The organism is Paraburkholderia sp. UYCP14C, from assembly GCF_004197395.1.
Taxonomy (GTDB): domain Bacteria; phylum Pseudomonadota; class Gammaproteobacteria; order Burkholderiales; family Burkholderiaceae; genus Paraburkholderia.
The window spans coordinates 74,376-87,353 of the sequence record NZ_SELS01000014.1 but is presented as its reverse complement, the minus strand read 5'-3'; the positions used below and the strand labels follow the sequence as shown (position 1 = coordinate 87,353).

The following is a 12,978-nucleotide window of genomic DNA, read 5'->3' as shown; positions in this document are numbered from 1 at the left end:
CCACCAACAGGAACAAACATCAGATGGCTCAAGATTCCGTTGCCGGCGACGCCGGCTCCACCTACGCGCCGCTCAAGCCGGTGCCCGACGCGCGCCGCGCGTTCCGTACCGGCGACGCGTTCGCGCTATGGTTCTCGCTCGGCATCGGCCTGCTCGTCGCCCAGGCGGGCGCGCTGCTGGTGCCGGGGCTGTCGCTGCCGCATGCGCTCGTCGCGATCGTGCTCGGCAGCGTGATCGGCGTCGTGCTGCTCGCGCTCGCGGGTGTAATCGGCGCCGACACCGGGCTCGCGGCGATGTCGTCGCTGCGTCCGACGCTCGGCGTGCGCGGCGCGTCGGTGCCGGCCGTGCTGAACATGGTGCAACTGGTCGGCTGGGGCTCGTTCGAGGTGATCGTGATGCGCGACTCCGCCGATGCGCTCGCAAAACAGGCGTTCGGCCTGTCGATGCCGCTCGTGTGGACCGTGATCTTCGGCCTGCTCGCCACCCTGCTCGCGATCAGCGGCCCGCTGTCGTTCGTGCGGCGCTTTCTGCGCAAGTGGGGGATCTGGCTGCTGCTCGCGGGCGCCGCGTGGCTCACGTGGAACCTCCTCGCGCGCCACCATCTCGCCGACCTGATGCAGCGTCCCGGCACCGGCGAGATGTCGTTCGGCGGCGCGGTGGACCTCGTGGTCGCGATGCCGCTGTCGTGGCTGCCGCTGATCGCCGACTACACGCGCTTCGGCCGCCGCGCCGGCGAGACGTTTCGCGGCACGCTGTACGGCTACGGCATCGCGAACATCTGGTTCTACGCGCTCGGCGCGGTCTATGGCCTCGCGGCCGGCGGCGGCGATGCGCTGCTGACCGGCGCGCTCGCGCAAGCGGGCGGCGGCTTTGCGCTGCTGCTGATCCTGATCGACGAAATCGACAACGCGTTCGCCGATATCCACTCGGCCGCGGTGTCAACCGGCACGTTCTGGACGCGCGCGAGCGTGCCGTTGCTGTCGGCCGCGTTCGGCGCGCTGTGCACGGTGATCGCGCTGCTCGTGCCGATGGCGAAGTACCAGAACTTCCTGCTGCTGATCGGCTCGGTATTCGCGCCGCTGTTCGGCGTCGTGCTGATGGATCACTTCGTCGTGCGCAAGCGTCGCATCGACGCCGCGGTGCTCGCCGATGTGCGCGGCCGCTACGGCTTCTCGGGCGGCTGGCACCTGAGCGCGTTCGTCGCGTGGGCGATCGGCATCGCCTCGTACCAGGTGATCAATCAATGGCTGCCGAATCTCGGCGCGACGCTGCCGTCGCTCGCGATCGGCGCGGTGTGCTACTACGTGTTCGTATCGGCGCGCAAAACCGCGTATGCGTGAGCGCATTAGCTAAGAGCGCGCCGCATTAGGCGCGGCTGCCAGAAAATAAAAAAGACCTGCAATGCAAACGCAGGTCTTTTTTTTATGAGCGCCGAACCGTCAATCGGTTGGCGACGTGGGCTATTTTTTCGCTGGTTTGCGCCGACGCGATTCGACCTTGCGACACAGATCCGTGAGCAGCCAACGAGCGACTGTCTCTGGCCGATTCGGCGCGTACGACGCGAATTTGCTCTCGTTCGCGAAATGGACGACGACGGTGCCCGTCATTACACGATAAGTTCCGGCATAGTTGATGCCGTCCAGCTCCACGCTCAGCGCGTGGGCAGTTTCATATTCCGCGAAAGTCAAAGTGAAAGCGATATCTCAAAAACGAGACATTATCGCTACGATTTTTCGGAAGTCAAAGAAATATGCAATTATTTGCATATTGAATTATTACCGGCCGGTAATCTTTGCGGTTTTCGCGCTGAAACTCAGATAATCTGTATATTAGGTGCATCAATTAATCTAATGGCCTTATTGCCGTTCAAGCGAAACCGCCGGCGAATCGGCGAAACTTTCAAGCGCGCGATTGCCTTCCCGATGGGCTTCGGCCTCATCGATAAAGGTTTTTTCGCTATATGCAACGACCTTGAAACCACCTCCGGCCGACCGCGGAACGGTAATCCCCCAATGCCATCCGCCCTCCTGCTCGAACACATGGAGGGACGGGGACAAGCGTAAATCGTGTGAAGAAGACAATCTCATGACATGCCTCACCTTTCCAGACATTCGAAGCGACAACCAGCTTCGACCAGTTTAGGCGTTATTTTGTTGCGTCGCAGCAGAAAATTGTTAGAGATTGCGCACCAAATCCTGGAAATGATCGGACGCGCCAACTCGAGCCCACGAGCGATGCTGGTCTGTGCAGTCTCGCACTAAATTATTACGTCTGCCTGAGCGACGAATCGATGTTCACGCCGGCGCCGAGCGCGCATTCCTAAAGAATCCGTGCGCCACGCGCCGCGCGAAATAAAAAGCCGCGCTCGACAAGCGCGGCTTCCCGGCGTTCGCGAAGGCGCGCGGCGGCGCCCACCGCGCGGTTTATCCGTTGATCACGTCCGCGCCCTTCGGCACCGTGAACTTGAATGCGTCGGGCGGCAACTGCGGATTTTTCTGGATGTTCGAGAACGTCAGCAGTGTCACGTTGCCGAACACGTCGTGCAATTCCATCGCTTCGAGATTGCCGTCCTTGAAGCCGATGCCGACGCGCTCGAACTGCGTGTCCTTCGCCTTCGGCGTGAGTTCGAGCCAGTCGATGCCGGCCTTCACGCCCGCGTCGCGCAGCGTGAAGTTCTTGTCCAGATCGTTGCTGCCGAACAGGATTGCCGCCGGGCTCGCGCCGAGCGCATTACCGAGCGTGCGCACCGTGACCTGGTTCAGATCCTTGTCGTACACGTAGAGCTTGTCGCCGTCCGCCTGCAGCAATTGCGAGTAGGGCTTCTCGTATTGCCAGATGAACTTGCCGGGCCGCGCGAACGTGAACGTGCCGCTCGACGTGGTCGGCTTGGACGGATTCGCGGTGGCCAGCGCGCCGCTCGCACCCTGCGCCTTGCTCGGCGCGCGCACTTCCTGCTGCACGAAGGTGCCGCGCGCCGAATGGACCTGCGCGACGAATGCCTTCAGCTGCTCGGTGCCGCTCGCAAACGCGTGCGAGGCAACGAGCAGCGACGCACCGATCGCGACACTGCCCGCGGCCCGCGCGATCTTGCGCATGCTGCCGCACACGCGCTCGCCGAGACGGCCCGCTCGACGCTGTCGGGCATCCTGCTGCGCGATTGCTTGCATTGGTTCTTCTCCCTTGGTTGAGTTCGGTGACGGGCTGCGCCGGGTCGCTGCACTTGCTGAACACGAAGTGCTTGGCCCGGCGTCGAGCCGTAAAGCTGCACACTGCGGTGCATGCGGCGGCGCTCGCGACGGCCGCACTGGCTTGTGCGGCTACTCCGCTTCGCGCGCCGGCGCCAGAATCTCGCGGTTGCCGTTCGACGACATCGCCGACACCACGCCCGAATTCTCCATCTGTTCGAGCAGGCGCGCCGCCCGGTTGTAGCCGATGCGCAGGTGCCGTTGCACGAGTGAAATCGACGCGCGGCGATTCTTCAGCACGACGTCGACCGCCTGATCGTATAACGGGTCCGACTCGCCTTCGGTGGACCCGGTTCCCGCCGAGCCTTCGTCGCCCTCGCCGCTCACGCCGCCCTCGAGAATGCCCTCGATATAGTTCGGCTCGCCCTGCTCCTTGAGCTTGTCGACGACGCGATGCACCTCGTCATCCGACACGAACGCGCCGTGCACGCGCACCGGCAAACCGCTGCCCGGCGGCAGATACAGCATGTCGCCCATGCCGAGCAGCGACTCGGCGCCCTGCTGATCGAGAATCGTGCGCGAGTCGATTTTCGACGATACCTGGAACGCCATACGGGTCGGCACGTTGGCCTTGATCAGGCCGGTGATCACGTCGACCGACGGACGCTGCGTCGCAAGGATCAGGTGAATACCGGCCGCGCGCGCCTTCTGCGCGATCCGCGCGATCAGCTCTTCGACCTTCTTGCCGACGACCATCATCAGGTCGGCCAGTTCGTCGATGACGATCACGATGTTCGGCAAACGCGTCAGCGGTTCCGGATCGTCCGGCGTCAGGCTGAACGGATTCGGCAGCTTCTCTTCGCGCTTGGCCGCTTCGTCGATCTTGTTGTTGTAGCCGGCGAGGTTACGTACGCCGACCTTGCTCATCAGCTTGTAGCGGCGCTCCATTTCGGCGACCGCCCAGTTCAGTGCGTGGCCCGCCTGACGCATGTCGGTGACGACCGGACACAGCAGATGCGGAATGCCTTCGTAGACGCTCATTTCTAGCATCTTCGGATCGATCAGGATCATGCGCACCTGCTCGGCGCTCGCCTTGTACAGCAGCGACAGGATCATCGCGTTGATACCGACCGACTTGCCCGAACCGGTCGTGCCGGCGACCAGCAAATGCGGCATCTTCGCGAGGTCCGCGCACACCGGCTTGCCGCCGATGTCCTTGCCGAGCCCCATCGTGAGCGGCGACGCGGCATCCGCATACACGGCCGAGCCGAGAATTTCGGACAGGCTCACTGTCTGCCGGCGCTGGTTCGGCAGCTCCAACGCCATGTAGTTCTTGCCCGGAATCGTTTCGACGACGCGGATCGACACGAGCGACAGCGAGCGCGCGAGATCCTTCGCGAGATTGACGATCTGGCTGCCCTTCACGCCCGTGGCCGGCTCGATTTCGTAACGCGTGACGACGGGTCCCGGATACGCGGCAACCACGCTCACTTCGACACCGAAGTCCTTCAGCTTCTTCTCGATCAGGCGCGACGTGAATTCGAGCGTGTCCGCGGAAATGGTTTCCTGCGCGGCGGGCGCGGCGTCGAGCAGAGAGATGGGCGGCAGCGTGGAGTCACCAGGCAGATCGGTGAACAGCGGCACCTGGCGTTCCTTCTCGACGCGCTCCGACTTCGCCGGCGTGGCGAGCGGCGGCACGATCACCACCGGCTCGTGCTCCTCGATGCGCACGCGGCCCTTCTCGACCTTGCCTTCGCGCTTCACGGCGGCCGCTTCGCCGAGCTTGCGATCGAGCCCGGCCTCGCGGCGCAGCTTCGCGAACGTCACCGCGGAAATGATCGATTCGCCGACCTTCTCCGCGACCGACAGCCACGAAAAACGGAAGTACAGCGACAGCCCGATGCCGAGACCGAGCAGCAGCGCGAGCGTGCCGCCGGTGAAGCCGAGCGCGTGCGAGATGCCGCGCGCGACAGCCTCGCCGATCACGCCGCCGGGTGCGCGCGGCAACTGCACTTTCAGCGACCACATGCGCAGCGCTTCGAGGCCGTTGCACGACAGCAGCACGAGCATGAACGCGAACGCGTCCGCGAGCCAGCTGACGCCGCGCGGCGCGTCGTCGTCCTGCGGCTCTTCGTTGCGGGTGATGCGCTGGTAGTTCGCGGAGATGTGGCGGCCGAGCAGCACGATCCACCAGTAGGCGGACAGGCCGAACAGCAGCAGCAGAATGTCGGAGGTCCACGCGCCGACGCGGCCCGCCCAGTTCGAGATATGGTCGACCTGCGCGGCATGGGTCCAGCTCGGGTCGTGCCTGCTGTAGCTGACGAGCGACATCAGCAGGAACACGCCGAGGGCCACCTGCAGAATCCAGCGGATTTCGGTGAAGAGGCGCGACATGCGGTGCGGCAATGCCTGCGCGCTCGCGGTATAAGGAGCTTTTGCCATTGATCCTGTTGCCTGGGGTAGCCGGTTCAGGCTGAAACTGCTGCCGGGAACGCGGCCCGAGCCTCGCCGCGCGCGGCTTCGGGCCCGATCCCGGCTACCGGAAACTTCGATCCGGGCTATTGTAAACGCTGCGCCCCGCGCGAGGCTGTAAATGACGGTAACTTGGCTGTTTGGCCACAGAGGCATGCGCGAGGCGCAGTGAATCCGTCGTATCGCGCCGCGTGCCCGCGCCGCGCGCCTTCGCCGCCGCGCTATCGCGGCGATCAGAAAGCTTGATGGCGCAGCCGCGCGCCCCGCCCTTTATAATGCGCAACTGATACCCATCTACAGTTCCAGCTCAAAAAACGCACGGCTACGCAGCAGCGAGCCGCGCGCCGTACAAGGATTCGATCATGCCCGCAACTGCAACGAAACACGCCAAGGTTCTGATTCTCGGTTCCGGCCCCGCCGGCTACACGGCGGCGGTTTACGCGGCGCGCGCCAACCTCGCGCCGGTACTCGTCACGGGCCTCGCGCAAGGCGGCCAGCTGATGACCACGACCGACGTCGAAAACTGGCCCGCCGACGGCAACGGTGTGCAAGGCCCGGAACTGATGGCGCGCTTCCTCGAGCACGCCGAGCGTTTCAACACCGAGATCATCTTCGACCACATCCACACGGCGAAGCTCGATGAGAAGCCGATTCGTCTGATCGGCGATTCGGGCGAATACACGTGCGACTCGCTGATCATCTCGACGGGCGCATCGGCGCAGTACCTCGGCCTGCCGTCGGAAGAAGCGTTCATGGGCAAGGGCGTGTCGGCCTGCGCGACCTGCGACGGCTTCTTCTACAAGCAGCAGCACGTCGCCGTGATCGGCGGCGGCAATACGGCCGTCGAAGAGGCGCTGTACCTCGCCGGCATCGCGAAGAAGGTGACCGTGATTCATCGTCGCGACAAGTTCCGCGCCGAGCCGATCCTGATCGACCGTCTGCTAGCCAAGGAAAAGGAAGGCGTCGTCGAGATCAAGTGGAACCACACGCTCGACGAAGTGACCGGCGACGATTCCGGCGTGACCGGCCTGCGCATCAAGCACACGCAGACTGGCGAGACCACCGACATCGCGTTGCAGGGCCTGTTCGTCGCGATCGGCCACAAGCCGAACACGGACATCTTCGAAGGCCAGCTCGAGATGAAGAACGGCTACATCATCACGAAGGGCGGCCTGAACGGTTTCGCGACCGCGACCAGCGTGCCGGGCGTGTTCGCTGCCGGCGACGTGCAGGACCACATCTATCGCCAGGCGATCACGAGCGCGGGCACCGGCTGTATGGCAGCGCTCGACGCGCAGCGCTATCTCGAGACCATCAACGAGATGGTCGGCGAGCATGCGATGAGCGCGGAAGCGGACCGCTGATCCGCGACGCGCCGCCGTTTGGCGACACCATGTCGCGACCCCGGTCGCGACAGTAAAATGACGGTGGCGCACAGCGCTGCCGTGATTGGCTCACGAAGGCCGCGGCTGCAATGCCGGCGGCCTTTGTCGTTTTTGCAGCCCGCGGCCCCGCACGACCCCTCGACCTTTCCGCCTGTATTGCCGATATGCCGAAGAATCAGCCCCATCCGAACGAACCGAAACGCCCGCAATCCGCCACGCGTCCCGCGCCCGCAACGGCTGCGCCCGCGGTCGCGCCGAAGCTCGAGCGCGCGTCGGGACTCGCCGGACTCGGCGCACTGCGTGAAGCGCTGAAAGGCGACGCCGAGCGCCGCGAGCGAGAACAGGCCGTGGCGCGAGCGGCAAAGCGCGAAGCGGCCGCGGATGCCGATCTGTTCCGCCGCGAGATCGGCGAAGTCGCACCGCTCGCGATTCCGCCACGGGCGACGCTCGCGCGCAATCCCCCGCCGCCGCTGCCGGTACAGACGCTGCTCGACGAAGAAGCGGTGCTGCACGAAGCGATCTCCGACGAGTTCGACCCCGAAGTGCTGCTCGAAACCGACGAAACGCTGTCGTACTGCCGCCCCGGCGTGAGCCGCGACGTCGTGCGCAAGCTGCGGCGTGGCGACTGGATCGTGCAGGCGCAGATCGACCTGCACGGCATGCGGCGCGAAGAAGCACGCGAAGCACTCGCGGAATTCATCCGCGAATCGGTCAAGCGCGGCCTGCGCTGCCTGCGCGTGATTCACGGCAAGGGTCTGGGATCGGTCGGCAAGGAGCCGGTGCTGAAGGGCAAGGTGCGCGCGTGGCTCGTGCAGAAAGCCGAGGTGATCGCGTTCTGTCAGGCGCGCCCGCATGACGGCGGCGCCGGCGCGGTGGTCGTGCTGTTGCAGCCGGGGTCGGTGCCGCCGCATGCGGTGAACGTGAAAGCCTGAGGTCGATTTACGCGGCCGTCGTTCGTCGTGGGGTAAACGGCCAGCCTGGCCGTCGCGCGGTGGCCATCGTCGTCACCGTGCATTCGTGCTGTGCAACCGTCAAAGGTGATCACGATGGCCCTGAAGCTTTATGCCCACCCGTTCTCGTCTTACTGCCAGAAGGCCCTGACCGCGCTGTACGAAAACGGCACGCCGTTCGAGATGCGCGTGCTCGCGCACGACGACCCGAAGGTCATGGCCGAATTCGCCGCGCTATGGCCGATCAGGCGCTTTCCGGTGCTCGTCGACGGCGAGCGCACGGTGCCCGAGGCGAGCATCATCATCGAATATCTGGGCCTGCACTATCCGGGGCCCGTCGCGCTGCTGCCGACCGATCCGCGCGCCGCGCTCGACGTGCGCATGATGGACCGCTTCTTCGACAACTACATTTCGACGCCGCAGCAGAAGATCGTCTTCGACAGCCTGCGCCCCGAAGCCGAGCGCGACACGCGCGGCGTCGCCGATGCGCGCGCCATGCTCGACACCTCCTACGCATGGCTCGAGCGCCGCATGGCCGAGCGCGAATGGGCCGCCGGCGACAGCTTCAGCCTCGCCGACTGCGGCGCCGCCCCGTTCCTGTTCTACGCCGACTGGACGCATCCGATCGCCCCCGCGTTCGCGCAGGTGCGCGCGTACCGGCAGCGGCTGCTCGCGCGGCCGTCGTTCGCACGCGCGGTCGACGAGGCGCGGCCGTATCGGCCGCTGTTTCCGCTGGGCGCGCCGGACCGCGATTGAGCCACGAACGGCGGTGGCGGATGCGCGCGCACGAGGCCCGGCAGACAACCTGTTTTGCTGCCTGTAGACTTCCTGTCATGTCGCAAGCCTGTCCCGCTCATCTTTCGGCTCACCACCCACAAGGCCCCCCATGGACCGTTTCGAAGCGATGGAGATCTTCACGCGCGTGGTAGAAGCAAACAGCTTCACCAAGGTTTCGGAATCGCTCGATCTGCCGCGCGCGAAAGTGAGCCGCACGATCCAGGCGCTCGAGGAACACGTCGGCGTGCGGCTCTTGAACCGCTCCACGCGTCAGGTCAGCGTGACCGAAGACGGCGCGGCGTTCTACGAGCGCTGCGTGCGCATTCTCGCCGAGGTCGCCGATGCCGAGTCGTCGCTGTCGAACAAGCGCGAGAATCCCGCCGGCACGATCCGCGTCGATACGTCCGGCACGCTCGCGCGCGCGCTGCTGCTGCCCGCGCTCGACGACTTCTACGAGCAATACCCGGCGATCGACGTACGCCTCGGTCTCGCGGATCGCAACATCGATCTGATCCAGGACGGCGTCGATTGCGTGATCCGCATGGGCACGCTCGACGAATCGAGTCTCGTCGCGAAGCGCATCGGACTTGCGCGCATCGTCACGTGCGCATCGCCCGCGTATCTGCAGAAGTTCGGCACGCCGACCACCCTGGAGGAGCTCGGCAAGCATCGCGCGGTCAACTACGTGTCCGCGCGCAGCGGCCGTACCTTCCCGTTCGAATTCGAAGTGGGCGGCGAAATCGAGCGCGTCGCGATGGATAGCACGCTCGCCGTCAACGACGGCTCGGTGTACATCAGCGCGGGCGTGCTGGGCCACGGCATCATCCAGCCGTCGCGCTTCATGGTCGCCGAGCTGATCGAGCAAGGCGCGCTCACGGAGATTCTCGGCAACTACCCGAGCCCCGGCACGCCGCTGTCGATCCTGTACGCACATCGCCGCAATCTGAGTTCGCGGCTGCGCGCCTTCATCGACTGGGTCAGCGAGCTCGCGCACAGCAATCCGGATTTGCGCTTGCGCGAGTCGGCGTAACGGCTGCAAAAAACCAGAAGCCCCATGCGCAATACAACGCATGGGGCTTTTCTTTAACGACGGATTCAGCGCTTACGCAATCCGCTCTTCATTGGCCGGATCGAACAGCACCGCCTTCGACGTATCGAACAGCAGCGTCGTATTCTTCTCCGGTTGCGGGTTCGACGCCGGGTGCACGCGGCTCACCACGCGCTTGCCGTTGATCTGCGCGAACACCAGCGTATCCGGGCCGGTCGGCTCGATCACGTCGACCTTCACTTCGACCGGCTGCAGCTTCGAGTCGTCGCCGTGCGCGCCGCGCGCGTCGGTGATGCGCTCCGGACGCAGGCCGAGAATCACGTTGTTGCCGACGTGCGAGCGCACCTTTGCCGACTCGAACGGCAGCACCAGCACCTTACGCGCGACGCCCGTATCGAGTTCGATGCCGACGCCCGAGCCCTGCTCGACCAGCTTGCCTTCGATGAAGTTCATCGGCGGCGCGCCGATGAAGCCCGCGACGAACAGGTTCGACGGCGAGTCGTAGATCTCCTGCGGAGCGCCGAACTGCTGCACGATGCCGTCCTTCATCACCGCGATGCGGTCGCCGAGCGTCATCGCTTCGATCTGGTCGTGCGTCACGTAGACGATCGTGGTGCCGAGGCGCTGATGCAGCAGCTTGATTTCCGAACGCATCTCGATGCGCAGCTTCGCGTCGAGGTTCGACAGCGGCTCGTCGAACAGGAACATCACCGGATCGCGCGCGAGCGCGCGGCCCATCGCGACGCGCTGACGCTGGCCGCCCGACAGCTGACCCGGCTTGCGGTCGAGCAGATGCGTGATCTGCAGCGTGTTCGACACGCGATCGACGATCTGCGTCTGCTCCTGCTTCGGCACCTTGCGGATGTTCAGGCCGAACGAGATGTTCTCGCGCACCGTCATCGACGGATAAAGCGCGTACGACTGGAACACCATCGCGATGTCGCGATCTTTCGGCGACAGGTTGTTCACCGTCTTGCCGTCGATCTGGATCTCGCCCTTGGTCACGGTTTCGAGACCGGCAATCATGTTGAGCAGCGTCGACTTACCGCAGCCCGAGCCGCCAACCAGAATCAGGAACTGGCCGTCTTCGATGTCGATGTTGACACCCTTCAGAACCGGCACCCCGTTCGGGTAGGTCTTGTACACGTCACGGATGGAAAGGCTTGCCATGCTGTGAATCCTCTTGTCTCTGGTACTGCTTGAAAACGTCTTGTCAGGCGACGGCGGCACGGGTTCGGCGCACCGCCGTCGCTCCACGATGATTTAGCCCTTCACCGCGCCCGCGGTCAGGCCGCGCACGAAGTAACGTCCGGCGATGATGTAGACGAGCAGCGTGGGCAGCGCCGCGATGATCGCGCCGGCCATGTCCACGTTGTATTCCTTCACGCCGGTCGAGGTGTTCACGAGATTGTTCAGCGCCACGGTGATCGGCATCGAATCGACGCCGGAGAACACGATACCGAACAGGAAGTCGTTCCAGATCTGCGTGAATTGCCAGATCAGGCACACCATGAAAATAGGCAGCGACACCGGCAGCAGGATCTTCGTGAAGATCGTGAAGAAACCCGCGCCGTCGATACGCGCGGCCTTCACGAGTTCAGCCGGCACGCTCACGTAGAAGTTGCGGAAGAACATCGTGGTGAACGCGATACCGTAGATCACGTGCACGAGCACGAGGCCGCTCGTCGTGTTCGACAGGCCGAGCATGCCTTCGAGGCGCGCCATCGGCAGCAGGATCGCCTGGAACGGAATGAAGCAGCCGACCAGCAGCATCGTGAAGATCGGATCGGCGCCACGGAACCGCCAGTGCGTGAGCACGTAGCCGTTGAACGCGCCGATGATCGACGAGATCAGCACGGCGGGAATCACCATGCGCACCGAGTTCATGAAGAACGGCTGCATGCCGTCGCAACGCACCCCCGTACACGCGCCGCTCCACGCCTTGATCCACGGCGCGAAGCTCCAGCTCGTCGGCGGCGTCAGCAGGTTGCCGGTGCGCAGCTGGTCGATGTCCTTGAACGACGTCGACAGCATCACGTACAGCGGGAACAGGAAGTACAGGGCGAACAGAACCAGGGCCGCGTAAATGACGGCACGGCTAATCGTCATCTTAGGCTGCATTGCGGGTGCTCCTCGATTCCAGATACATCAGCGGCACGAGCACGGCCACCACGGTGGCGAGCATCATGATCGACGATGCCGCGCCGACACCGAGTTGCCCGCGATTGAACGAAAACGTGTACATGAAGATGGCCGGCAGCGACGACGACGTGCCCGGACCGCCGGCGGTCAGCGCGACGACCAGGTCGAAGGTCTTGATGGTGATGTGGCAAAGAATCAGCAGCACGGAGAAGAACACCGGCCGCATGCTCGGAATCACGATCTTGCGATAGATGGTGGGCAAGCCCGCGCCGTCCATCTGCGCGGCCTTGAAGATTTCGCCGTCGACGCCGCGCAGACCGGCGAGGAACAGCGCCATCACGAAGCCGGTGGACTGCCAGACCGCCGCGATCACGATACAGAAGATCGCCTTGTCCGGGTCGCCGAGCCAGTTGAACGAGAAGCTCGTCCAGCCCCAGTCGTGAAACACCTTCTCGATGCCGATGCTCGGCGTCAGAATCCATTGCCACGCGGTGCCGGTCACGATGAACGACAGCGCCATCGGATACAGGAACACGGCACGCAGCGCGCCTTCGTTGCGGATCTGCTGATCGAGCAGGATCGCGAGGAACAGGCCGAGGCCGATACAGATGGCGATGAACGGAATGCCGAACCAACCGAGATTCGCGGCCGAGGTCCAGAACACGTCGTTTTCGAACAGCTCGCGATAGCGGTCGAGACCCGCGAACTCCCAACGAGGCATCAGCCGCGAAGTAGACAGCGACAGATAGCCGGTGATTCCAATAAAGCCATACACGAAGATCAGGCTGATCACGACGCTGGGTGCGAGCACCAGCTTCGGAATATAGCGATCGGCAAGGGCCGCCATGGGCGACGTGCGGCGGGTGACGGTGGCCGTTTTCCCGTTCCCGCTGATGGAAGCAGTCACTACTCGACTCCTGCTGAAACTGTACCGCCGGGATGCCCATGCGCTGATGGCGCGGGACCGCGACGGCCGGGGTGTGACTCCATGAAACCAGGGTGAGCCGCGTGACACCGGA

The 12,978-nt window shown here is 64.3% G+C and carries 11 protein-coding genes; 6 read left to right on the top strand and 5 right to left on the bottom strand.

Features of this window, described 5'->3' with window-relative positions:
- The first annotated feature begins 23 nt into the window (after nucleotides 1-23).
- Both cytX and EVC45_RS47915 read left to right on the top strand, forming a co-directional pair.
- Nucleotides 24-1,340, top strand: a complete 1,317-nt coding sequence (gene cytX, locus EVC45_RS15320; protein WP_129958822.1) for a putative hydroxymethylpyrimidine transporter CytX — start codon at nucleotides 24-26, stop codon at nucleotides 1,338-1,340.
- Between the two features lie 84 nt (nucleotides 1,341-1,424).
- Nucleotides 1,425-2,063, top strand: a complete 639-nt coding sequence (locus EVC45_RS47915; protein ID WP_168991485.1) for a hypothetical protein — start codon at nucleotides 1,425-1,427, stop codon at nucleotides 2,061-2,063.
- Nucleotides 2,064-2,423: 360 nt separating this feature from the next.
- On the opposite strand, the gene lolA is transcribed toward EVC45_RS47915, so the two are convergent.
- Nucleotides 2,424-3,167: an outer membrane lipoprotein chaperone LolA gene (lolA, locus tag EVC45_RS15305; RefSeq protein WP_129958819.1), complete on the bottom strand. Its 744-nt coding sequence runs from the start codon at nucleotides 3,165-3,167 to the stop codon at nucleotides 2,424-2,426.
- A 150-nt stretch (nucleotides 3,168-3,317) separates the two neighbouring features.
- On the bottom strand, nucleotides 3,318-5,627 hold the full coding sequence (locus EVC45_RS15300) for a DNA translocase FtsK (RefSeq protein ID WP_168991484.1): 2,310 nt from the start codon (nucleotides 5,625-5,627) through the stop codon (nucleotides 3,318-3,320).
- 392 nt (nucleotides 5,628-6,019) lie between these two features.
- Here EVC45_RS15300 and trxB point away from each other — a divergent pair, with 392 nt between their 5' ends.
- From trxB to EVC45_RS15280, 4 genes are all read left to right on the top strand, one after another.
- On the top strand, nucleotides 6,020-7,021 hold the full coding sequence (gene trxB, locus EVC45_RS15295) for a thioredoxin-disulfide reductase (RefSeq protein WP_129958817.1): 1,002 nt from the start codon (nucleotides 6,020-6,022) through the stop codon (nucleotides 7,019-7,021).
- Nucleotides 7,022-7,206: 185 nt separating this feature from the next.
- Nucleotides 7,207-7,974: a Smr/MutS family protein gene (locus EVC45_RS15290; RefSeq protein ID WP_129958816.1), complete on the top strand. Its 768-nt coding sequence runs from the start codon at nucleotides 7,207-7,209 to the stop codon at nucleotides 7,972-7,974.
- 114 nt (nucleotides 7,975-8,088) lie between these two features.
- Nucleotides 8,089-8,748, top strand: coding sequence for a glutathione S-transferase family protein (locus tag EVC45_RS15285; protein ID WP_129958815.1), 660 nt, complete (start codon nucleotides 8,089-8,091; stop codon nucleotides 8,746-8,748).
- A 130-nt stretch (nucleotides 8,749-8,878) separates the two neighbouring features.
- Nucleotides 8,879-9,799 (top strand): LysR family transcriptional regulator, encoded by a 921-nt coding sequence (locus EVC45_RS15280; RefSeq protein WP_129958814.1) that lies wholly within the window; start codon nucleotides 8,879-8,881, stop codon nucleotides 9,797-9,799.
- Nucleotides 9,800-9,871: 72 nt separating this feature from the next.
- Here EVC45_RS15280 and EVC45_RS15275 read toward each other — a convergent pair whose 3' ends face one another.
- From EVC45_RS15275 to EVC45_RS15265, 3 genes are all read right to left on the bottom strand, one after another.
- Entirely contained in the window at nucleotides 9,872-10,987 is a 1,116-nt protein-coding gene (locus EVC45_RS15275) for an ABC transporter ATP-binding protein (RefSeq protein ID WP_129958813.1), read from the bottom strand.
- A gap of 93 nt (nucleotides 10,988-11,080) precedes the next feature.
- On the bottom strand, nucleotides 11,081-11,938 hold the full coding sequence (locus EVC45_RS15270; protein WP_168991483.1) for a carbohydrate ABC transporter permease: 858 nt from the start codon (nucleotides 11,936-11,938) through the stop codon (nucleotides 11,081-11,083).
- Entirely contained in the window at nucleotides 11,928-12,866 is a 939-nt protein-coding gene (locus tag EVC45_RS15265; protein WP_129958812.1) for a carbohydrate ABC transporter permease, read from the bottom strand. Before EVC45_RS15265 ends, EVC45_RS15270 begins: the two co-directional genes overlap by 11 nt.
- Between the last annotated feature and the right edge of the window lie 112 nt (nucleotides 12,867-12,978).